The sequence below is a fragment of the Streptococcus pseudopneumoniae genome (genome assembly GCF_001074975.1).
In the GTDB taxonomy this organism is placed as follows: domain Bacteria; phylum Bacillota; class Bacilli; order Lactobacillales; family Streptococcaceae; genus Streptococcus; species Streptococcus pseudopneumoniae_D.
Genome location: NZ_JUUO01000080.1, coordinates 1 through 20622 on the forward strand (window position 1 = coordinate 1; position 20622 = coordinate 20622).

The 20622-nt window shown below is 41.9% G+C and carries 23 protein-coding genes, 1 tRNA gene and 1 pseudogene; 20 read left to right on the top strand and 5 right to left on the bottom strand.

What is annotated here, in order from left to right:
• Positions 1-199 precede the first annotated feature (199 nt).
• The 7 genes from trpE to trpA are packed head-to-tail and all read left to right on the top strand — an operon-like array spanning position 200 to position 6459.
• Positions 200-1561 carry an anthranilate synthase component I gene (trpE, locus tag ADI86_RS03790; protein ID WP_049531857.1) on the top strand — a complete coding sequence of 454 codons (1362 nt, stop codon included), beginning with the start codon at positions 200-202 and terminating at the stop codon, positions 1559-1561.
• A complete protein-coding gene (locus tag ADI86_RS03795; RefSeq protein ID WP_049531858.1) occupies positions 1558-2124 on the top strand; it encodes an aminodeoxychorismate/anthranilate synthase component II in 567 nt (188 codons plus the stop codon). The genes trpE and ADI86_RS03795 overlap by 4 nt, the downstream gene beginning before the upstream one ends.
• A 10-nt stretch (positions 2125-2134) precedes the next feature.
• Positions 2135-3139 carry an anthranilate phosphoribosyltransferase gene (gene trpD, locus ADI86_RS03800; RefSeq protein ID WP_049531859.1) on the top strand — a complete coding sequence of 335 codons (1005 nt, stop codon included), beginning with the start codon at positions 2135-2137 and terminating at the stop codon, positions 3137-3139.
• Positions 3136-3903: an indole-3-glycerol phosphate synthase TrpC gene (gene trpC, locus ADI86_RS03805; protein WP_049522043.1), complete on the top strand. Its 768-nt coding sequence runs from the start codon at positions 3136-3138 to the stop codon at positions 3901-3903. The genes trpD and trpC overlap by 4 nt, the downstream gene beginning before the upstream one ends.
• Positions 3890-4489, top strand: coding sequence for a phosphoribosylanthranilate isomerase (locus tag ADI86_RS03810; RefSeq protein WP_049531860.1), 600 nt, complete (start codon positions 3890-3892; stop codon positions 4487-4489). The genes trpC and ADI86_RS03810 overlap by 14 nt, the downstream gene beginning before the upstream one ends.
• Positions 4467-5690, top strand: coding sequence for a tryptophan synthase subunit beta (gene trpB / locus ADI86_RS03815; RefSeq protein ID WP_000331265.1), 1224 nt, complete (start codon positions 4467-4469; stop codon positions 5688-5690). Before ADI86_RS03810 ends, trpB begins: the two co-directional genes overlap by 23 nt.
• On the top strand, positions 5683-6459 hold the full coding sequence (trpA, locus tag ADI86_RS03820; protein WP_049531861.1) for a tryptophan synthase subunit alpha: 777 nt from the start codon (positions 5683-5685) through the stop codon (positions 6457-6459). The genes trpB and trpA overlap by 8 nt, the downstream gene beginning before the upstream one ends.
• On the opposite strand, the gene ADI86_RS03825 is transcribed toward trpA, so the two are convergent.
• Positions 6431-7090: a prepilin peptidase gene (locus ADI86_RS03825; RefSeq protein ID WP_049531862.1), complete on the bottom strand. Its 660-nt coding sequence runs from the start codon at positions 7088-7090 to the stop codon at positions 6431-6433. The two genes, trpA and ADI86_RS03825, sit on opposite strands and share 29 nt — an antisense overlap.
• A 69-nt stretch (positions 7091-7159) precedes the next feature.
• Between ADI86_RS03825 and ADI86_RS03830 the strand changes: the two are divergent.
• Positions 7160-7615, top strand: a pseudogene (locus ADI86_RS03830) (GNAT family N-acetyltransferase).
• A 50-nt stretch (positions 7616-7665) separates the two neighbouring features.
• On the opposite strand, the gene ADI86_RS03835 reads toward ADI86_RS03830, so the two are convergent.
• From ADI86_RS03835 to ADI86_RS03845, 3 genes are all read right to left on the bottom strand, one after another.
• Positions 7666-8811 carry a low temperature requirement protein A gene (locus ADI86_RS03835; protein ID WP_049531863.1) on the bottom strand — a complete coding sequence of 382 codons (1146 nt, stop codon included), beginning with the start codon at positions 8809-8811 and terminating at the stop codon, positions 7666-7668.
• 233 nt (positions 8812-9044) lie between these two features.
• Positions 9045-9117: transfer RNA gene (locus tag ADI86_RS03840), tRNA-Lys, on the bottom strand.
• A gap of 264 nt (positions 9118-9381) precedes the next feature.
• Positions 9382-10650 carry a replication-associated recombination protein A gene (locus ADI86_RS03845; RefSeq protein ID WP_049531864.1) on the bottom strand — a complete coding sequence of 423 codons (1269 nt, stop codon included), beginning with the start codon at positions 10648-10650 and terminating at the stop codon, positions 9382-9384.
• Between the two features lie 291 nt (positions 10651-10941).
• Here ADI86_RS03845 and ADI86_RS03850 point away from each other — a divergent pair, with 291 nt between their 5' ends.
• From ADI86_RS03850 to pepF, 9 genes are all read left to right on the top strand, one after another.
• Positions 10942-11139, top strand: a complete 198-nt coding sequence (locus ADI86_RS03850; RefSeq protein WP_049531865.1) for a hypothetical protein — start codon at positions 10942-10944, stop codon at positions 11137-11139.
• Between the two features lie 147 nt (positions 11140-11286).
• On the top strand, positions 11287-11466 hold the full coding sequence (locus ADI86_RS03855; RefSeq protein ID WP_001132287.1) for a type II toxin-antitoxin system HicA family toxin: 180 nt from the start codon (positions 11287-11289) through the stop codon (positions 11464-11466).
• A gap of 36 nt (positions 11467-11502) precedes the next feature.
• Complete coding sequence (locus ADI86_RS03860) at positions 11503-11955, top strand: type II toxin-antitoxin system HicB family antitoxin (protein WP_049531866.1); 453 nt, start codon at positions 11503-11505, stop codon at positions 11953-11955.
• A 290-nt stretch (positions 11956-12245) separates the two neighbouring features.
• Positions 12246-12716 (top strand): DUF3013 family protein, encoded by a 471-nt coding sequence (locus tag ADI86_RS03865; protein WP_049531867.1) that lies wholly within the window; start codon positions 12246-12248, stop codon positions 12714-12716.
• An 18-nt stretch (positions 12717-12734) separates the two neighbouring features.
• Positions 12735-13802, top strand: a complete 1068-nt coding sequence (locus tag ADI86_RS03870; RefSeq protein WP_049531868.1) for a M50 family metallopeptidase — start codon at positions 12735-12737, stop codon at positions 13800-13802.
• A gap of 1 nt (position 13803) precedes the next feature.
• Positions 13804-14232 carry an NUDIX hydrolase gene (locus ADI86_RS03875; protein WP_049531869.1) on the top strand — a complete coding sequence of 143 codons (429 nt, stop codon included), beginning with the start codon at positions 13804-13806 and terminating at the stop codon, positions 14230-14232.
• A gap of 137 nt (positions 14233-14369) precedes the next feature.
• The gene (gene prmA, locus ADI86_RS03880) at positions 14370-15320 is read left to right on the top strand and encodes a 50S ribosomal protein L11 methyltransferase (RefSeq protein WP_080983167.1); all 951 of its coding nucleotides are present in this window, start codon (positions 14370-14372) and stop codon (positions 15318-15320) included.
• A 1-nt stretch (position 15321) separates the two neighbouring features.
• Complete coding sequence (locus tag ADI86_RS03885; RefSeq protein ID WP_049531871.1) at positions 15322-16065, top strand: 16S rRNA (uracil(1498)-N(3))-methyltransferase; 744 nt, start codon at positions 15322-15324, stop codon at positions 16063-16065.
• A 10-nt stretch (positions 16066-16075) separates the two neighbouring features.
• A complete protein-coding gene (pepF, locus tag ADI86_RS03890) occupies positions 16076-17872 on the top strand; it encodes an oligoendopeptidase F (RefSeq protein ID WP_049531872.1) in 1797 nt (598 codons plus the stop codon).
• 168 nt (positions 17873-18040) lie between these two features.
• Here pepF and ADI86_RS03895 read toward each other — a convergent pair whose 3' ends face one another.
• Positions 18041-18430 carry a nuclear transport factor 2 family protein gene (locus ADI86_RS03895; protein WP_049531873.1) on the bottom strand — a complete coding sequence of 130 codons (390 nt, stop codon included), beginning with the start codon at positions 18428-18430 and terminating at the stop codon, positions 18041-18043.
• A gap of 151 nt (positions 18431-18581) precedes the next feature.
• On the opposite strand from ADI86_RS03895, the gene ADI86_RS03900 reads away from it, so the two are divergent.
• From ADI86_RS03900 to ADI86_RS03910, 3 genes are all read left to right on the top strand, one after another.
• A complete protein-coding gene (locus ADI86_RS03900; protein WP_049531874.1) occupies positions 18582-18914 on the top strand; it encodes a winged helix-turn-helix transcriptional regulator in 333 nt (110 codons plus the stop codon).
• An 11-nt stretch (positions 18915-18925) separates the two neighbouring features.
• Positions 18926-19717: a DUF2785 domain-containing protein gene (locus ADI86_RS03905; RefSeq protein WP_049531875.1), complete on the top strand. Its 792-nt coding sequence runs from the start codon at positions 18926-18928 to the stop codon at positions 19715-19717.
• Between the two features lie 110 nt (positions 19718-19827).
• Complete coding sequence (locus ADI86_RS03910) at positions 19828-20496, top strand: MIP/aquaporin family protein (protein ID WP_049531876.1); 669 nt, start codon at positions 19828-19830, stop codon at positions 20494-20496.
• The last annotated feature ends 126 nt before the right edge of the window (positions 20497-20622 follow it).

A 20622-nucleotide genomic window follows, 5' to 3' on the forward strand; every position in this document is an offset into this window, starting at 1 on the left:
TACCGTACTCAAGTACAGCCTGCGGCTAGCTTCCTAGTTTGCTCTTTGATTTTCATTGAGTATGAGACAGGAATGAGAGATAGGAGAAATCCTATAATTGAGGTGGCACCGCGAATTTCGTCCTCACGCAAGTTATTTTGCGTGGGGATTTTTCATACAGTCGCTACCAACTAGAATTAGAATCGAAAGGGAAATGACAATGGAACGAATCATTCATGGAGATGTCTTATCACCAATCTTGGCTTATATGCGCCTAAAGGGGCAACACAAGGTTATCTTAGAAAGTATTCCTAGAGACAAGGAAACAGCTCGTTTTTCTATCTTAGCCTATAATCCAGTTTTTGAGATTAAGTTTGAAAATGGAGTTCTTTATCAAAATGGGCAAGTGATTGATCGTGATCCCTTGGATTTCCTTTATGAAGTGACTCATAAGAGCCAGCACCATTCAGATTTACCTTTTGGTGGAGGAGCCATTGGTTTTGTGGGTTACGATATGATTTCTCTTTATGAAGAAATCGGTCAAATCCCTCAAGATACCATTGGGACGCCAGACATGCATTTCTTTGTCTATGAGAGTTACATGGTCTTTGACCACAAGAAGGAAAAAATCCATGTCATCGAGGATGCTCTCTATAGTGAGCGTAGTCAAGAAGACTTGGAAAAAGCCTTGAACCAAGTGCTTGAGGAATTACGCATTCCTGCTCCAAATGAATTTGAAGACTTGGATTTATCTCCGCTCGACTTCAAACCCCATATCGCTCCTCATAAGTTTGAGGAAATGGTGGAAACAGCTCGTGACTTGATTCGTAATGGAGATATGTTCCAATGTGTGCTCAGTCAGCGTTTCTCAGCAGAGGTTACTGGAAATCCTTTTGACTTCTACAGAAATCTCCGCGTGACTAATCCTTCTAATTATCTTTATTTCTATGATTTTGGGGATTATCAAATCATCGGTGCCAGTCCTGAAAGTTTGGTTTCAGTCAAAAATGGTATCGTGACAACCAATCCGATTGCGGGAACGCGACCAAGAGGAGCGACGGATGAAGAAGATAAGGTCTTGGCGACAGACCTGCTTTCGGATGAGAAGGAAACAGCAGAGCATCGGATGTTAGTAGACTTGGGTCGTAATGATATTGGCCGCATCTCTGAAACGGCTAGTGTCCAAGTCACCAAGTATATGGAAGTGGAGCTCTTCCGTTATGTTATGCATTTGACCAGTGTGGTCAAGGGGCGTTTGCTTCCAGAACTCACTGCTATGGATGCCTTGAAAGCAACACTTCCTGCTGGAACTGTTTCTGGAGCACCAAAAATTCGCGCGATGAGACGCATCTATGAACTGGAAACAGAAAAACGGGGCGTATACGCAGGAGCAATCGGCTACTTGTCTGCGACGGGTGATATGGATTTCGCCATTGCCATCCGAACCATGATTCTCAAAAATCAAACAGCCTATGTGCAGGCTGGGGCAGGGATTGTCTACGATTCTATCGCCCAAAACGAATACCAAGAAACCATTAACAAGGCTAAATCTATGACTAGAATTGGAGAACTAAGACCATGATTTTATTGATTGATAACTATGATTCTTTTACCTATAACTTGGCGCAGTACATTGGGAATTTTGCAGAAGTTCAGGTCTTGAGAAATGATGATCCCAAGCTGTATGAAGAAGCTGAAAAAGCAGATGGTCTGGTCTTTTCTCCTGGTCCTGGTTGGCCAGTTGATGCTGGTAAGATGGAAGACATGATTCGTGATTTTGCTGGCAAGAAGCCGATTCTTGGAATTTGTTTGGGCCACCAAGCCATTGCAGAAGTCTTTGGTGGTAAGTTAGGTTTGGCTCCAAAAGTCATGCATGGGAAACAGAGTAATATCAGCTTTGAAGCGCCATCTGTTTTGTATCAAGGTATCGAGGATGGCCGTGCGGTCATGCGTTACCACAGTATTTTAATTGAAGAAATGCCAGAAGACTTTGAAGTGACAGCTCGTTCGACTGATGACCAAGCCATCATGGGGATTCAACACAAAAATCTACCGATTTATGGCTTCCAGTACCATCCAGAAAGTATCGGAACGCCAGACGGCTTGTCTTCTATTCAGAATTTTATCGAGAAGGTTGTAAAGTGAGGAAACTAGGATGAAAGAGATTATTGAAAAACTAGCAAAATTTGAAAATTTATCAGGTGTGGAAATGACGGATGTCATTGAGCGTATCGTAACTGGGCGTGTAACGGAAGCGCAGATTGCTTCTCTCCTTTTGGCTCTTAAGATGAAGGGGGAAACACCTGAAGAACGCACAGCCATTGCCCAAGTCATGAGAGGACATGCCCAACATATTCCAACTGAGATTCATGATGCCATGGACAACTGTGGTACAGGTGGGGACAAGTCCTTCAGTTTTAACATTTCGACAACTGCAGCCTTTGTCTTGGCTGGCGGCGGTGTCCACATGGCAAAACACGGTAACCGCTCGATTTCTTCTAAATCTGGTTCTGCAGATGTTCTCGAAGCCTTGAGCATCAACCTAGACCTCAAACCAGCTGAACTAGGTAAGGTCTTTGATAAAACTGGAATCGTCTTTCTCTTTGCTAAAAATATGCACCCAGCTATGAAATACATCATGCCAGCTCGTTTGGAACTAGGAATTCCAACGATCATGAACTTGACTGGTCCACTGATTCATCCAATGGCTTTGGAAACACAGCTTCTTGGAATTAGTCGTCCAGAACTTCTAGAAAGTACAGCTCAGGTTTTGAAAAATATGGGTCGCAAGCGTGCCATCGTGGTTGCTGGGCCAGAAGGATTGGATGAAGCTGGTTTGAATGGAACAACCAAGATTGCACTTCTTGAGAATGGCGAAATCACCTTGTCAAGCTTTACTCCAGAGGATTTGGGGATGGAGCGCTACGCTATCGAAGATATTCGTGGAGGCAACGCTCAGGAAAATGCAGAAATTTTGCTCAGCGTTCTTAAAAATGAACCAAGTCCATTCTTGGAAACGACAGTTTTAAATGCTGGTCTTGGTTTCTATGCTAATGGTAAGGTAGCTAGTATCAAGGATGGAGTTGCCTTGGCCCGTCAAGTCATTGCTAGTGGCAAGGCCCTTGAAAAACTCAGACTGTTACAGGAGTACCAAAAATGAGTCAGGAATTTTTAGCACGAATTTTGGAGCAGAAGACGCGTGAGGTTGAGCAGATGGAGCTGGAGGAAATCCAGCCCCTGCGCCAGACCTATCGCTTGGCAGAATTTTTGAAGAATCATCAAGACCGTTTACAGGTAATCGCTGAGGTCAAGAAAGCTAGCCCTAGTTTGGGAGATATCAATCTCGATGTGGATATTGTGCAACAGGCCCAGACTTATGAAGCAAACGGAGCAGTGATGATTTCTGTTCTGACAGATGAAGTTTTCTTTAAAGGACATTTGGATTATCTACGGGAAATTTCCAGTCAGGTACAGATTCCGACGCTTAACAAGGACTTTATCATCGATGAAAAGCAAATCATTCGAGCTCGCAATGAAGGTGCAACAGTCATTTTGCTCATTGTGGCAGCCTTGTCCGAAGAACGCCTCAAGGAACTGTATGACTATGCGACAGAGCTTGGTCTGGAAGTCTTGGTGGAAACCCACAATCTAGCTGAACTAGAGGTAGCTCACCGCCTTGGTGCCCAGATTATCGGAGTCAATAACCGCAATTTGACTACCTTTGAAGTTGACTTGCAGACCAGTGTAGATTTGGCTAAACATTTCAAAGATGATTGCTTGTACATTTCTGAATCTGCTATTTTCACAGGGCAGGATGCGGAACGAGTAGCACCATACTTTAACGGAATTTTGGTAGGGACAGCTCTTATGCAGGCAGAAGATGTAGCCCAGAGAATCAAGGAGTTGCAGATTGACAAAGGTTAAAATTTGTGGACTATCGACCAAAGAAGCGGTGGCAACAGCCGTTTCAGCAGGAGCAGATTACATCGGTTTTGTCTTCGCACCTAGTAAAAGACAGGTGACCTTGGATCAGGCTGCTGAGCTGGCAAAGCTTATTCCTGCAGATGTCAAAAAGGTTGGTGTATTTGTTTCACCAAGTTGGGCAGAACTGCTAGAAGCGATTGACAAAGTTGGCTTGGACTTGGTTCAAGTTCACGGTCAGGTGGCAGATGATTTATTTGAGAATTTACCTTGTGCCAGTATTCAGGCTGTGCAGGTGGATGGAGAGGGTCATGTGCCCAATTCTCAGGCAGACTATCTACTCTTTGATGCCCCTGTGGCTGGGAGTGGCCAGACCTTTGACTGGGCTCAACTGGATACGATTGGACTAACTCAGCCTTTCTTTATCGCAGGTGGGCTTAATGAAGACAATGTAGTAAAAGCAATTCAACACTTTACTCCCTATGCAGTAGATGTATCAAGCGGAGTGGAGACAGACGGACAAAAAGATCATGAAAAGATTAGAAGATTTATAGAGAGGGTAAAGCATGGCATATCAGGAACCAAATAAAGATGGATTTTACGGAAAATTCGGTGGACGTTTTGTCCCAGAAACATTGATGACGGCAGTTTTGGAGTTGGAGAAGGCTTATCGTGAAAGTCAGGCAGACCCAAGTTTCCAAGAGGAATTGAACCAACTTTTGCGCCAGTATGTGGGACGTGAAACTCCTCTTTACTACGCAAAAAACTTGACTCAGCATATCGGCGGAGCCAAGATTTATCTCAAACGTGAAGACCTTAACCATACAGGGGCTCACAAGATTAACAATGCCTTGGGACAAGTTCTTCTGGCTAAACGCATGGGTAAAAAGAAAATTATCGCTGAAACTGGTGCTGGTCAGCACGGTGTAGCAACTGCAACAGCTGCGGCCCTCTTTAACATGGAATGTACCATCTATATGGGTGAGGAAGATGTTAAACGCCAAGCCCTCAATGTCTTTCGTATGGAGCTTTTGGGAGCTAAGGTCGAGGCAGTGACAGACGGTTCGCGCGTGCTCAAGGATGCGGTCAATGCAGCTCTTCGTTCATGGGTAGCTAATATCGATGATACCCACTATATCCTTGGTTCTGCCTTGGGACCTCATCCATTCCCAGAAATCGTTCGTGACTTCCAAAGTGTCATTGGTCGAGAGGCTAAACAACAGTACCGTGACTTGACAGGACAAGATCTACCAGATGCCTTAGTAGCCTGTGTTGGTGGTGGGTCTAATGCTATCGGGCTCTTCCATCCCTTTGTAGAAGATGAGTCAGTAGCCATGTATGGGGCTGAAGCAGCTGGACTTGGTGTAGACACAGAGCACCACGCAGCTACCTTGACTAAGGGTCGTCCTGGTGTTCTTCACGGTTCTCTCATGGATGTGCTCCAAGATGCCCATGGTCAAATTCTTGAAGCCTTCTCTATCTCAGCAGGTTTGGACTATCCTGGTATCGGTCCAGAGCATTCTCACTACCACGATATTAAACGTGCCAGCTATGTTCCTGTGACAGACGAAGAAGCCTTGGAAGGATTCCAGCTCTTGTCTCGTGTGGAAGGGATTATCCCAGCCTTGGAATCTAGCCATGCTATCGCCTTTGCGGTGAAATTAGCCAAAGAACTCGGTCCAGACAAGTCCATGATTGTCTGCCTATCAGGTCGTGGGGATAAGGATGTGGTTCAAGTCAAAGACCGCTTGGAAGCAGATGCAGCAAAGAAGGGAGAAGCTCATGCCTAAGACACTAACAGAAAAATTAAATGCTATTAAAGCAACTGGAAAAGGAATTTTTGTTCCCTATATCATGGCTGGAGACCACGAGAAAGGTTTGGATGGACTCGGAGAAACAATACACTTTTTAGAAGATTTGGGTGTCTCTGCAATTGAAGTGGGCATTCCCTTTTCAGACCCTGTTGCAGATGGACATGTTATCGAAGAAGCTGGCTTGCGCAGTTTAGCCCACGGGACCTCTACCCAGGCTTTGGTTGAAACCTTAAAAACCATTCAAACAGAGGTTCCGCTGGTCATCATGACCTACTTCAACCCCCTCTTTCAGTACGGTGTGGAGAACTTTGTCAAAGATTTGGCAGATACAGCGGTTAAGGGCTTGATTATTCCAGACCTTCCTCACGAGCATGCCAACTTTGTAGAACCATTTTTGGCAGATACAGACATTGCTTTGATTCCTTTAGTAAGCTTGACCACAGGGATTGAGCGCCAGAAAGAATTAATTAAAGGGGCAGAAGGATTTGTCTATGCGGTTGCCATCAATGGGGTGACAGGGAAATCTGGCAATTACCGTGCAGATTTGGACAAGCACTTGGCACAATTGCATCAAGAGGCCGATATCCCAGTTTTGACAGGTTTTGGCGTATCTAGTCAAGCTGATGTAGAACGCTTCAATGCGGTGTCAGATGGTGTTATCGTTGGTTCGAAAATTGTAAAAGCTCTCCACCAAGGAGAGCCGATTCAGGACTTTATCAAACAAGCAGTAGCTTACCAAAAATAATCACACAAGCAGCGAGTAATAGGAAAGGCACGAAAGGAAGTCTTTCCTTTTTCTTTTGCAGGAGAAAGGCTAGAATCCCCGTCGCAGAAGCAAACTGAATCAAGATGAGTAATTCGGTCGCACTAAAGACGAGAGCACAAGAAGCTAAAAAGAGGAAATCCCCTGCACCCATGCGGATATCGATAAAATGAGCCAAAATTCCAAGGACAAGGAAGAAGACCATAATCAGATTCCAGCCAGAGGAAGTCATGAGGATTAGGTGGAAAGTCATCCAGACCAGTAAGGGATATTCCTGATGGCGAAAGTCGTAGATGCCCAAGGTCAAACCAGCGGTGATTAGGACGACTTGCCCCAAGGAAAGTAATTCCCAAGAGTAAAGCAGAAAGATGAGTCCTAAGACTAGTTCAAAGAGGGCATACCAGACAGGATAGCGAGCCTTGCAGTAGCGACAGCGAAAGCGATTGAAGGCCTGCGAGAGAATCGGAATCAAATCTAAGGGACGCAAGCGAGTCTGACAGGAATCGCAGTGACTAGCAGGTTGGATAATGGATTTCTCTGGAAAACGGTCAATAACCAAACCAAGAAAGGAAGCGAGAATACTCCCGACAAGAAAAAAATAAAAATCAATCATACTTATCTATTCGTAAAAAATGGGAGAAGTAGTATAATGGAGAAACATAGATAAGATGGTGAGGCAAAGATGATAATTCGTTTTGAAGAAAAGGTGAGCATAGAAAACGCTCAAGTCTTATGCCGATGGTCCAACTCCCTTGGCAAATCCTTTCAAGAACAATGGATGGGAACAATGATTCCTTTCCCCTTGACTATCCAAGCCTTGCAAGACTTGGAAGGAGTTTGTTCTATCTTTGATGAACAAGAGTTTATCGGCCTTATCTAGAAAATCAGGCAAGAAGACAGCAATCTTCATGTCGGACGCTTTTTAATCAATCCTCAGAAACAGGGGCGAGGACTAGGTAGCCAGGCTGTGAGGAAATTTGTTAGTTTGGCATTTGAAAATGGAGACATAGATAGTATTTCTCTAAATGTCTTCGAGACAAATCAAGCAGCCAAGAACCTCTATAAAAAAGAAGGATTTGAAATTGTTCAAACCATTGAAGCACCTGTACGAAAATACCTTATGAAAAAGTTTAGATAGGCAAGCAAAAAAGCCTTGGTTTCCAAAGCTTTTTTAATGCTATAAACTCATTAAAACAACTCCCAGTAAGGTGTGGAATGTTTTTTAGTCTGTGTCATATAAAAATAAATAGAATGAATAGCTATAGCTAGAGCTAAAATGGTTGTTATACTCACTACTATTATAGGATTAGAAGCAAAGATTAAAGAGAGAATAAAGGCAGCCAGATAGAGTGTCGCTTGGACACAGTAGTAACTTTTCGAATAGCGAAGATAGTGTTTGTTATAGGGCCCATTTACTAGGACAGCAGCTTGAAAGAGGCCAAATCCGATATAAAAGAAGCTGGTTGCAAAGAGAAGATTAGTTTCAGGATTCAGAAGAAAACTCATCGAAACGGTCATCATAAGAAGTCCAATGAAAATAGGATAGTGACTGTAAATTAGAAATAGTCCCTTTTGATTAGATTTTTCATCAATAGCATGGTCGAATTGACCAAAATAAAACAAGAACAGAGAAATCATAATAATGAAATAAAGAACCGAATAAATCGAGAAATTCTCGATTGTAAAGAAGTTAGCTAGCTCCATAATCATCTCTCCAAACGTAATAATGACAAGAAGGGAGATGCGCTCGATTAAATGGGGGAGAACTATCTGGAAATGATCATCTTTACTAATCGAGGTAATTGGCGTAATAAATGTTAGCAGAATACTAGCATAAAGGATATAGACTCCAATGTAAATAGGAAGAAGAGCTGCTAGATAGATTTCTAAACTTCGTAGACCTGTTATCCATAGAAAACCTTTGATACTTTCCCTATGAACATTATCGGTTGATTTTTTAAAAAACTCAACCAAATATTGAAAAAATAAGGTAAGGGTTAATGTACCAATAGCCCAACAGACATAATGAAAATATTGTTGCCAATCAGGTCCAATCATATTGGCTATAAAGAGTAAAAGTCCCATTTTGATAAACATGATTACCATGTTAAATAAAGAGTTCTTTCCATAGCGATTGGTATAAACGGTTTGAATCATCCATGAATCAGTGAGAACCAAGACAGTCATGAAAAAATCAAGGAAAGAATTCCAAGTCAAAATACCGTTATGAAGATGCTCAATTAAAGTAGTTACTTTTGAAATTGCAAAAACAAAAACTAGGTCATAAAAAAGTTCTGAAAATTCTACACGTTTATGTTTAATAAGAGTTGTCATTTTAAGACCTTTCTATTTTAGAAGTACAATTTATTATAACATAAAATGGTAATAAAAAAAAAGGAGATGCTTAAATAACTTCATGTGACGCGAATGAACTGCGCCACAAAAGTTAGGTTTTTTCTGTCTAACTTTTGGGGTGCAGTTCAGAAGGGGTGTTTTTTCTATCGTTTTTTAGTGCTAAGACTACACAAAAAAGCCTTGATTCCAAGGCTTTTTCCTGTTGATTTAGATGCCCCCTACAGGGATCGAACCTGTGACCCACGGATTAAGAGTCCGCTGCTCTGCCAGCTGAGCTAAGGAGGCAAAGAAAAAAGCTGTATTGGTGCCGAAACTTCACGGTTTGTATTGAACCCGCGCAATTAAGCAGGTGGGCAACTCGCTCTAACTGAAGCTGTTTCCGTGTGAGACGGCCTACATGCTGTTAGAAGACTTATGTTTCCCTAATAATACAAAAAATAGTCGGTCAACACTTAAGTGTGAAGTCGTACACCACAGCGTTTCTATGTTTATATGATACCACTTTTTCAAAAAAAATCAAGAGGAAAGTGCAATTTTTTGAAAAGGATTTCAGATTTTTCGCAAACGGTCGATGGCTTCCTTTCTTTGAGCCAAAGCCCGTTCATATTTACCAGTGTCTTCTGCTTGGAAATAGTGATGATTACGAATTTTTTCTGGTAGATAGTCTTGCTTGACCCAATTTCCAGGATAGTTGTGTGGATAGAGATAGTCTTGGGCATTCCCTAGTTCCTTGCTTCCACTGTAGTGCCCATCACGCAGGTGTCGCGGAATAGGCAAGTGCCCTGATGTTTTGAGGTCAGCAAGTGCCTTATCCATAGCTACATAGGCTGAGTTGGATTTTGGAGAAAGGGCCAAATCAATCACGACATTGGCAATGAGAATGCGGGCTTCTGGGAAACCAATCTTTTGGGCGGCATCCAGAGCAGTCACTGTGTGAATTTGGGCCTCAGGATTGGCTAAGCCGATATCTTCATAAGCGATAACAGTCAAACGACGAGCGAGACTTGGCAAATCACCAGCCTCAATCAAGCGGGCAGCATAGTGAAGACTGGCATCAACATCTGAGCCACGGATAGACTTTTGAAGGGCAGAGAGAACATCATAGTGACCGTCTCCATCCTTGTCCATGGTAATGTAGCTCCGCTGCAGGCTATTTTCCATGATGTCTAGAGTGATATGGCGGATGCCCTCGTCATTTTCGGGAGTAGAGAGAACAGCCAGGTCCAGTGAGTTGAAGGCAGAGCGAAGGTCTCCGTTTGTAGAGGTTGCGATGAAATCCAGCGCCTCCTCATCTAGTTCTACTGGGAAATCAAAACCACGTTCAGGGTTATTTAGAGCTATCTGAAGAGCCTCTTTGACGTCTTGGTTAGACAGAGGTTCCAACTCAAAAATTTGAACACGACTGCGAATGGCAGGAGTGGAAAAGAAAGGATTTTCAGTCGTAGCCCCAATCATGATGACCAGTCCACTTTCCAAGAGAGGCAAAAGGAAGTCTTGCTTGGTTTTATCTAGTCTATGAATCTCGTCTAGTAATAGGACTAATCCTCCAGAGAATTTAGCCTCTTCAGCGATTTCTTGCAGTCGTTTTTTACTATCAACTGTCGCATTGAAAGTTCGAAAGGCATACTTGGTCGTCCCTGCGATGGCAGAGGCAATACTGGTCTTGCCGATTCCCGGAGGGCCATAGAGAATCATGGAGGACAGGCGGTTGGCTTCCACCATGCGGCGTATGATTTTTCCAGGTCCGACCAGATGCTCCTGACCGATGACCTGGTCAATAGTTTTAGGGCGCATGCGAAGCGCGAGATTGTCTGGCATAGCAGTCCTTTCTAACGTGGATTTGAGTAGAATGACTCATCTAATATATCTTACTATGTCCATTCTAGCCTATTAGTTGTGATATTTCAATGGTTTTGTAATAATCAGGGTGTAAGATAGAATCTTTTTGACTATTTAATTTGATGAGGAGAGGTATTAGCATGAGAGAATGGATTTCCCTTAAAACTCAAAATATGATAGTTGAGCCTAAAGAAGTGGAAGTGCTGACTTGAGAAATAATATTGCTAAATGTTATTGCATGAACTATAATGAAAAGAGAGGTGATAAGGAATGGAAATGATGGAATTACCAAGTCAGGAAGTTTTGATTTTTACAAAACAAATTCGTCATTGGATTCTTAGTGATCAAGTTATTTCAGGAAAAAGAAAATTTCTCTTCCGGGAAGATACTCCAAAAGAGATTTTGGATTTGTACGAAAACATTAAACCTAAACTTGATTTTGCTTACCAAGAAGTTCATTCTAAATAATTATGAATTAGAAAAATAGGTATGAATAAATTAGAAGCTCTTAGAACTGAATCTAGGATCTTTGATGGTATAAGAGAATAATACGTCTCATTCTTTACAATACGTGTAGCACGTGTTATAATGGTGTTGTCAGGAGGTAAAAGCGCTATGCCTATGACACAAAAAGAGATGGTTAAACTCCTTACGGCTCATGGTTGGATAAAGACTAGAGGCGGTAAAGGCTCCCATATTAAAATGGAGAAGCAAGGGGAAAGACCTATCACAATCCCTCATGGTGAGCTGAATAAGTACACTGAAAGAGGGATAAGAAAGCAAGCTGGGTTGTAAAATTCAGCCCCTGCTTTTTGATATGGAGGTAGTGAAATGTTAGTGACATATCCAGCTTTATTTTATTATGATGATACAGATGGGGTAAAAGCGACTTATTTTGTTCATTTCCCGGATTTTGAATACTCAGCTACACAAGGAGAGGGGATTTCTGAGGCTCTGGCTATGGGTTCGGAGTGGTTAGGCATAACTGTTGCAGATTTGATAGAGAATGATGAAGATTTGCCCCAGCCATCAGATATCAATAGCTTGTCTTTAATTGATAATGATCCTTTTAAAGATGATGAAGATTTCGTGTCAACCTATGACCTTGATAAATCTTTTATTTCTATGGTATCTGTTGATGTATCAGAGTACTTAGGAAGTCAGGAACCAATTAAAAAGACCTTGACCATACCAAGATGGGCAGATAAGTTGGGACGAGAAATGGGACTTAACTTTTCTCAGACTTTGACAGACGCTATTGCAGATAAGAAAATGCAAGCATAAGATTAAGTGTGACATCGTGGGAATGGCCAATAAAAAAGCACATCTAATTGTGCTGGTTACTTGTCTATTGATTTTATAGATTTCTTAGCCCTTTTGAGGGCTTTTTATATTGATTTTTCAGGAAAAATAAAGAAATCAGACTGTTAAGAAAATCACTAATACCAAGGGTTTAAATGAGGTAATATGGTATAATTAGGACATAAACTAATTTTGTGGTAAGATGGTAGTATCTATTTTAGCATATTTCCGAGTATTCGGGGCGATTAAGAGTCGCATAGAAAGAGGACAAAATGGCAACATATGGATTTTTAGATGTTTTAGAGGAAGAGTTGGAGAAGAACTTTCCCTTTGACTTTGAGATTAGTTGGGACAAGCGCAACCACGCGGTTGAAGTGAGTTTTCTATTGGAAGCGCAAAATGCTGCAGGTGTGGAGATGGTGGATGAAGACGGAGAGGTTTCGTCAGACGATATCCTCTTTGAAGAAGCAGTGCTTTTTTACAATCCTGCCAAATCAACAGTCAATGCAGAAGACTATTTGACGGTCATTCCTTACCTACCTAAAAAAGGATTTTCTCGTGAATTTTTAGCTTATTTTGCGCTATTCCTTAAAGATACTGCCGAGGTTGGACTAGATGCCCTTATGGACTTTTTGGAAGACCCAGAAGCAGAAGAATTTGTCATGGAATGGAACCAAGAAGTCTTTGAAGAAGGAAAAGTGGGCTTGGAAGAGGGGGAATTTTATCCTTATCCGAGATATTAGGGATTATTGGGAGAGTTTATGAAAAAAATTGTGACGTATTTGATTCAGACAGTGTCTGTTCTTGTGATGATGCTGGCTTTTGCTTGTGGAACTATCGCATTTGCAGAGTTGGGCTATTCTGCATTATTAGTTTTTAGTTTTGGTTATGCTTTTGCTTTTCTAAGCATGTATGTAATCTTTATTCTTCATGAGCTTGGTCATGCATTTTGTGGTTATCTGACAGGCTATCGTCTGGTGGCTTTTGGATTAGGGAACTTTCTTTTAACCAAAAGGTCAGGCAGGCTTCACCTTAGTCGAACAGCAGTTATAAAAAATGTTGGTGCTCAGTATATTGCTTTAAAAGAGAATGAAAGTGATCAAAGAATCATCTTAATGCTTTCAGGAGGCTTGATAGTTCATCTTTGCTTGATATTATTAGCAATACTTTTTGGTTTTTTGACAACAAACTGGTATTTTGCAGGCACTTGGATTTGTCTAAATTTATCTCTTCTTCTTTTCAATGCTCTGCCAGTTGGGATTACCGATGGAGCAAAAATTTGGGAATTGCTACAACAGCCTGAAAATACAAAATACGCCTACCTGATGTTGAGGCATTCTGCCCAGACCTTGATAGCTCCTCAAGAATATGATTTAAAAAACTTTGTCATGTCTGTTGATGAGGATGTGAGAGGGAGTTTTGCAGAAAGTGTTCAGACTCTTCAGGGCTTGGTATTCATATTGGATGATAATATAGAGCTTGCAAAGCAACAGTTTCAGTCTGTGCTAGAGAAAACAGACAATCCAATGTCTAAAACTAGTTCTCAATTATACCTTCTTCAAATTGCTTTGATGGAAGGAGATAATAAGAAAGCGGAAGAATATGCAAGTATTCGAGGGGTCAAATCCTTTTTATCTATAAAAACAGCAGATATGCAGGTCATTCAAGCTTGGTATCAATTTAAGGTAAAGAAAGATGTAGTTCAAACTCACAAGGCTATGAAGATTGCTAGACAGAAAATGAATAGTAGCCGGATGTTACGAGATGAGAAAAGCTATTATCAAAACTGGTTAGCCGAGCTGGAAAAGGAATTAACCGAAGGAGTCTAATATGGAAATAGAGATTTCTGATTTCACAGGCTGTAAGATTGCTTTGTTTTGTGGGGATAAGCTTTTGACTATCTTACGCGATGATAAGGCAAGCATTCCCTGGCCCAATATGTGGGAACTTCCAGGTGGGGGACGAGAAGGTGATGAAAGTCCTTTTGAGTGCGTGGCGCGTGAAGTTTATGAAGAACTGGGGATTCATCTGACTGAGGATTGTCTGCTTTGGAGTAGGGTTTATCCAAGTATGCTCTATGAAGGTCGGCACTCTGTCTTTATGGTTGGTCAGTTAAGACAAGAACAATTTGACAATATTATCTTTGGAGATGAAGGACAGGCCTATAAACTGATGCCTATTGAGGAGTTTTTGAAGTCTAAACAGGCAGTGCCTCAGCTCCAGGGGAGATTGAGGGATTATTTAAAAGTAAGTGATTAGAAAGGATGGTTCAGTTAAATTTTTAAACTGAACCCGCCCTAAACACTGTGCCAAAAAGATAAACTTCTCTTAGACATAAGCGTCTTCAGAGAATTTTCTATTTTGGTCTTGTGTTTTACGGGCTTGGTATTTTAATGATGGAAACATGGCAAGAGTTAAAAGTTACAGTCAAGCGTGAGGGAGAGGAGTCGGTTTCCAATCTCTTGATTGAGCTGGGAGCGCAAGGTGTTGCGATCGAAGACAGCATGGACTATGTGGGAAATGTGGATCGCTTTGGTGAGATTTTCCCAGAGGTTGAGCAACAAGAAGAAATTGTGGTGACGGCCTACTACCCTGACACGGTGGATGTGGCAGTGGTTGAGACGGCCTTGCAGGCACGTCTGGCAGAATTGACAGATTTTATGGATTTGGGAGAGGTCAAGATGGGGACGACTGCCTTGGCTGAGGAAGATTGGGCGGACAACTGGAAGAAATACTATGAACCAGCTCGCATCACTCATGATTTGACTATTGTGCCATCATGGACGGACTATGAGGCGACTGCGGGAGAAAAAATTATCAAGCTGGACCCTGGCATGGCCTTTGGAACGGGAACGCACCCAACAACCAAGATGAGCCTCTTTGCCTTGGAGCAAGTTCTTCGTGGTGGTGAAACAGTGCTAGATGTAGGGACTGGTTCAGGCGTTCTTTCTATTGCCAGCTCGCTTTTAGGTGCCAAGGAAATCTTCGCCTATGACCTAGACGATGTAGCAGTTCGGGTCGCTCAGGAAAATATCGAGCTCAATCCTTGTATGGAAAACATCCATGTAGCCCCAGGCGATTTGCTTAAAGGAGTGGAAATTGAGGCAGATGTTATCGTGGCTAATATCTTGGCGGATATCCTCATTCATCTGACGGAGGATGCTTATCGCTTGGTCAAGGACGAAGGCTACCTCATCATGAGTGGTATAATCAAGGACAAGTGGGACATGGTGCGTGAGTCAGCTGAGTCAGCTGGATTTTTCCTTGAAACCCACATGATTCAAGGGGAGTGGAATGCCTGTGTCTTCAAGAAGACCAAGGATATCTCCGGTGTGATTGGAGGCTAGGATGCAGCAGTATTTTGTCAAAGGCAGTGCTAACTCTCCTGTCACCATCGAGGACAGGGAAACCAGCAAGCATATGTTTCAGGTTATGCGCTTGAAAGAAGATGATGAGGTTACTTTGGTCTTTGATGATGGAATTAAGCGCTTGGCGCGTGTGCTGGATGTGGAAGCTCGTCAGTTTGAATTGGTAGAAGAACTAGATGACAATGTGGAACTGCCCGTTCAAGTGACCATTGCATCTGGTTTTCCCAAGGGAGATAAGTTGGAGTTTATCACTCAAAAGGTGACGGAACTAGGTGCCAGCCAGATTTGGGCTTTTCCTGCCGACTGGTCGGTCGCCAAGTGGGATGGCAAGAAATTGGGTAAAAAGGTTGAAAAACTAGAAAAAATTGCCCTTGGAGCAGCAGAACAAAGTAAACGTAATATTGTTCCAAGTATTCAGCTTTTCGAGAAAAAAGCAGATTTTCTAGCTCAACTGGACCAATTTGACTCTATCATAGTGGCCTATGAAGAATCAGCAAAAGAAGGAGAAGCCGCTGCGCTCTTACAAGCGGTCTCTGGTCTTGAAAAAGGAGCCAAACTGCTCTTTATCTTTGGTCCAGAAGGTGGTCTGTCACCTGAAGAAATCGAAAGTTTTGAAGCTAAGGGAGCAGTATTGGCAGGACTTGGCCCTCGCATTTTGCGAGCAGAAACAGCACCACTTTACGCCTTATCAGCCCTTAGTGTTTTATTAGAATTAGAGAAATAAGAGGAAGAAAATGGAACAAAAACACCGTTCAGAATTTCCAGAGAAGGAACTCTGGGACTTAACAGCCCTATACCAAGACCGTGAGGATTTCTTGCGTGCAATCGAGAAAGCTCGTGAAGACATCGACCAATTTAGCCGTGACTACAAGGGAAATCTTCGTACTTTTGAGGATTTCGAGAAATCCTTTGCAGAATTGGAACAAATCTACATTCAGATGAGTCATATCGGTAATTATGCCTTTATGCCTCAGACGACAGACTATAGCAATGACGAATTTGCCAATATTGCTCAAGCTGGGATGGAATTCGAAACAGCTGCCAGTGTAGCCTTGACCTTCTTTGACGATGCCTTGGTGGAAGCTGATGAGGAAGTCTTAGACCGTTTGGGTAAATTGCCACATTTAACAGCTGCCATTCGTCAGGCCAAAATCAAAAAAGCCCACTATCTAGGGGCTGATGTGGAAAAAGCCTTGACCAATCTCGGTGAAGTTTTCTACAGTCCGCAGGACATTTACACTAAGATGCGTGCTGGGGATTTTGAAATGGCTGACTTTGAAGCCCATGGCAAGACATACAAAAACAGCTTTGTGACCTATGAGAATTTCTACCAAAACCATGAGGACGCTGAGGTTCGTGAGAAATCATTCCGTTCCTTCTCAGAAGGACTTCGTAAGCACCAAAATACGGCTGCTGCAGCCTATCTAGCCCAGGTAAAGTCTGAAAAACTCTTGGCTGATATGAAGGGCTACGACTCAGTCTTTGATTATCTTCTAGCTGAACAAGAAGTGGACCGTGCCATGTTTGACCGCCAGATTGACCTCATTATGAAGGACTTTGCGCCAGTTGCCCAGAGATACCTCAAGCATGTTGCCAAGGTCAATGGTCTTGAAAAGATGACCTTTGCTGACTGGAAATTGGACTTGGATAGCGCTCTTAATCCTGAAGTGACTATTGACGACGCCTATGATTTGGTCATGAAGTCAGTAGAACCTTTGGGGCAAGAATATTGTCAGGAAGTTGCTCGCTATCAAGAAGAGCGCTGGGTGGACTTTGCTGCCAATAGTGGCAAGGATTCTGGTGGCTATGCAGCGGACCCATATCGCGTGCATCCTTATGTTCTCATGAGCTGGACAGGCCGTTTGAGCGATGTCTATACTTTGATTCATGAAATCGGGCATTCTGGTCAATTCATCTTTTCAGATAATCATCAAAGCTACTTTAATGCCCACATGTCGACCTACTATGTTGAAGCGCCTTCGACCTTCAATGAATTGCTCCTCAGTGATTACTTGGAGCACCAGTCTGACGACCCACGTCAAAAACGCTTCGCTCTGGCTCACCGTTTGACAGATACTTACTTTCATAATTTCATTACTCACCTCTTGGAAGCAGCCTTCCAGCGCAAGGTTTATACACTGATTGAAGAAGGGGAGACCTTTGGAGCAAGCAAGCTCAACAGCATTATGAAGGAAGTTTTGACAGATTTTTGGGGCGATGCCATTGAAATCGACGACGATGCAGCTTTGACTTGGATGCGCCAAGCTCACTATTATATGGGCTTGTATAGTTACACTTACTCAGCTGGACTTGTGATTTCGACTGCAGGTTACCTTCATCTGAAACATTCAGAAACTGGAGCTGAAGATTGGCTCAATCTCCTCAAATCAGGTGGTAGCAAGACACCACTTGAGTCAGCTATGATTATCGGTGCTGATATTTCAACAGATAAACCACTCCGTGATACCATCCAATTCTTGTCTGACACAGTTGATCAGATCATCGCCTACAGTGCCCAGTTGGGAGAGTAAATTAAAAGAGTCTGGGACAAAAGTCTAACCTTAAATATAAAAAACGAACAAAACGAGTTATCTGACACTCAGAATTCTGTCTTGTTCGCTTTTTTTCTAATCTATCGATTTTAAAAATTTATAATAAAGAATTCCTAAAATCAAAATTTTTTGTCCTGGCTTCTTAAATTATCCCCAAAAGCTATCTTCTTCAGCTTGATCTGAAGAGAAGAGCCAAACTTCTTTGATTTTTCCGTCTTCAATACGGAAGAGATCAATCCCGTTCATATTGAGTTCAGTACCATCAGCACGTGTTCCAAGAAAAGTAACATTGGCTGCGATTAAATCCTCATTGTCAGAAACCCAATTTGTTACCACCTTAAAGGTTCCATTAGTTTTCTCAGCAAATGTAGCCAGGTGAGTTCCTAGCTTGTCCTTACCAACAACTGAACCAGATATACTATGATTACCAGGTTGATGCCAGACAATATCGTCTGCCATCGTTTCAAAGACACCAGGAAAGTCACCAGCAATTAAAGCTTGGTTATAAGCGTTGAAAATTTCTAAGTTTGTTGACATATCTATTCTCCATTTCTTTTTTATGATATAATTGTAACAGTTACAAACAAAAAAACAAGTAGACACTTTTTCGATAGCTAGTATCAAAAGTGGTACTTTTATTGATACTAAAAGATAAATTTTTTTTAAAAAAATAGAAAGAAGATATTTTATGACAAATAAAGTGAGTGAGTATGGTATTTGTCCATTTGCGACAACGCAGAGGGTTTTAACGGGGAAATGGGCACTGGTAATCATTTATCAGTTGAGTACGAGTACCAAACGATTTAAAGAATTGCAAAGATTATTGCCTGGGATTACTCAAACTATTTTGACCCGTCATCTCCGTCAATTAGAAAAGGATAAGATTGTTCAACGAAAGGTCTATGCCGAAGTTCCACCACGAGTTGAGTACAGCTTAACCGAAATGGGGCAGGAATTCAGAGTTGTTTTAGATGCTGTCGAGAAATGGGGCCTAGATTATATCAAGTTGCTAGAAATGTAGAGGTATTGACCATGTATCAAGAGTTACTTAGAAAAATAGCAGACGAAAAACCAAGTTATCATCAGGAGGAAATCCAGTATTTGCTTGATCATTTGGGAGATCCTTCTCCAGAAATTCGCGATGACCTTGTTTTTACAAGTTTTGCTAGAGGGATTCAGGAAGAGCTATTTACACAGGAACAATTTCATTTCATTGCTGAGGTTGTCTTAGCTGATGGAGGACTAGATAAAGAAATTGATAAGGTAGGTCTGCCAACCCTTGAACGTTCTTTTAGGGCGCTTATTTATGCAAATCTCTTGTCTGTAGATGCCAACCAGCAATCGATTTTTTATCAGGGATTAAAATCAGGAATTCGTAATGTCCTTTTAAATCAAGGTCTGTATTATCTTTCAAAAGAAAAGGATACAACGGGTTTTTCAAGTCAGTATGGTTGGGTTCACGCTTTTGCACATGGATCCGATTTACTGACAGAGGTGGTTTGTCATCCAGACTTTTCTAAAAACAGAGTTCATGAAGTATTTGACATACTTGACCAACTATTTAAAAGAATTTCGATTCGTTTTACAGATGATGAGGATTGGCGTTTAGCGAGAGTGATCTATGAACCTATTTTACAAGGGAAGTTGGAGCAAGAGCAAGTAGCCTCTTGGATCAAAACTGTTGATTTTCCGATAGAAGAAAGGGAAGATTTTTATAAATTTTCCAACTTCAGATCCTGTTTGTTGGAAGTCTATGTCCAACTTGACCAGAGAAATAGTTTACAAGATGACTTGAAACAAGCTATCCAGTCTTTTCAATACTAGGGATTAGATAATAGTTCTATGATTTTCAAAAATTTTCCAAACAATTTTCTTGAATACCAATCCTACTTTTGATAGACTAGTATCTAGTTTTTGAAAAAAGGAGAAAGAAAATGAAAAAATTTGTCGCTGAGTTAATCGGTACTTTTATGCTTGTGTTCATCGGAACAGGAGCTGTTGTTTTTGGAAATGGTCTTGATGGCCTTGGTCACCTTGGAATTGCTTTTGCCTTTGGTTTGGCAATCGTAGTCGCAGCTTACTCAATCGGAACTGTTTCAGGTGCCCACTTGAACCCAGCTGTTTCGATCGCTATGTTTGTTAACAAACGTTTGACATCGTCAGAGCTTGTAAACTACATCTTAGGTCAAGTAGTTGGAGCTTTCTTAGCATCTGCTTCTGTGTTCTTCCTCTTGGCTAACTCTGGTATGTCAACTGCTAGCCTTGGTGAAAATGCCTTGGCAAACGGTGTCACTGTCTTTGGAGGTTTCTTGTTTGAAGTCATTGCAACCTTCTTGTTTGTCTTGGTTATCATGACCGTGACATCAGAAAGCAAGGGAAATGGCGCGATTGCTGGTTTGGTCATTGGATTGTCATTGATGGCAATGATTCTTGTTGGATTGAACATTACTGGACTTTCAGTAAACCCAGCTCGTAGCTTGGCACCAGCTGTCTTGGTAGGTGGCGCAGCCCTTCAACAAGTATGGATTTTCATCTTTGCCCCAATAGTTGGTGGTGTTCTTGCAGCCCTCGTTGCAAAAAACTTCCTTGGAACAGAAGAATAATTGAAACTCAAAAAGCCTTGCTCCTTATCTTGAGGAACAGGGCTTTTTAGTATCTGTTTATACTCAATGAAAATCAAAGAGCAAACTAGGAAGCTAGCCGCAGGTTGCTCAAAGCACTGCTTTGAG

Bases quoted from the DNA above. Each gene is read 5' to 3' on its own strand.
- trpE (WP_049531857.1), top strand. From the start codon at position 200: ATGGAACGAATCATTCATGGAGATGTCTTATCACCAATCTTGGCTTAT.
- ADI86_RS03795 (WP_049531858.1), top strand. From the start codon at position 1,558: ATGATTTTATTGATTGATAACTATGATTCTTTTACCTATAACTTGGCG.
- trpD (WP_049531859.1), top strand. From the start codon at position 2,135: ATGAAAGAGATTATTGAAAAACTAGCAAAATTTGAAAATTTATCAGGT.
- trpC (WP_049522043.1), top strand. From the start codon at position 3,136: ATGAGTCAGGAATTTTTAGCACGAATTTTGGAGCAGAAGACGCGTGAG.
- trpB (WP_000331265.1), top strand. From the start codon at position 4,467: ATGGCATATCAGGAACCAAATAAAGATGGATTTTACGGAAAATTCGGT.
- trpA (WP_049531861.1), top strand. From the start codon at position 5,683: ATGCCTAAGACACTAACAGAAAAATTAAATGCTATTAAAGCAACTGGA.
- ADI86_RS03825 (WP_049531862.1), bottom strand. From the start codon at position 7,090: ATGATTGATTTTTATTTTTTTCTTGTCGGGAGTATTCTCGCTTCCTTT.
- ADI86_RS03835 (WP_049531863.1), bottom strand. From the start codon at position 8,811: ATGACAACTCTTATTAAACATAAACGTGTAGAATTTTCAGAACTTTTT.
- ADI86_RS03845 (WP_049531864.1), bottom strand. From the start codon at position 10,650: ATGCCAGACAATCTCGCGCTTCGCATGCGCCCTAAAACTATTGACCAG.
- ADI86_RS03850 (WP_049531865.1), top strand. From the start codon at position 10,942: ATGGAAATGATGGAATTACCAAGTCAGGAAGTTTTGATTTTTACAAAA.
- ADI86_RS03855 (WP_001132287.1), top strand. From the start codon at position 11,287: ATGCCTATGACACAAAAAGAGATGGTTAAACTCCTTACGGCTCATGGT.
- ADI86_RS03860 (WP_049531866.1), top strand. From the start codon at position 11,503: ATGTTAGTGACATATCCAGCTTTATTTTATTATGATGATACAGATGGG.
- ADI86_RS03865 (WP_049531867.1), top strand. From the start codon at position 12,246: ATGGCAACATATGGATTTTTAGATGTTTTAGAGGAAGAGTTGGAGAAG.
- ADI86_RS03870 (WP_049531868.1), top strand. From the start codon at position 12,735: ATGAAAAAAATTGTGACGTATTTGATTCAGACAGTGTCTGTTCTTGTG.
- ADI86_RS03875 (WP_049531869.1), top strand. From the start codon at position 13,804: ATGGAAATAGAGATTTCTGATTTCACAGGCTGTAAGATTGCTTTGTTT.
- prmA (WP_080983167.1), top strand. From the start codon at position 14,370: ATGGAAACATGGCAAGAGTTAAAAGTTACAGTCAAGCGTGAGGGAGAG.
- ADI86_RS03885 (WP_049531871.1), top strand. From the start codon at position 15,322: ATGCAGCAGTATTTTGTCAAAGGCAGTGCTAACTCTCCTGTCACCATC.
- pepF (WP_049531872.1), top strand. From the start codon at position 16,076: ATGGAACAAAAACACCGTTCAGAATTTCCAGAGAAGGAACTCTGGGAC.
- ADI86_RS03895 (WP_049531873.1), bottom strand. From the start codon at position 18,430: ATGTCAACAAACTTAGAAATTTTCAACGCTTATAACCAAGCTTTAATT.
- ADI86_RS03900 (WP_049531874.1), top strand. From the start codon at position 18,582: ATGACAAATAAAGTGAGTGAGTATGGTATTTGTCCATTTGCGACAACG.
- ADI86_RS03905 (WP_049531875.1), top strand. From the start codon at position 18,926: ATGTATCAAGAGTTACTTAGAAAAATAGCAGACGAAAAACCAAGTTAT.
- ADI86_RS03910 (WP_049531876.1), top strand. From the start codon at position 19,828: ATGAAAAAATTTGTCGCTGAGTTAATCGGTACTTTTATGCTTGTGTTC.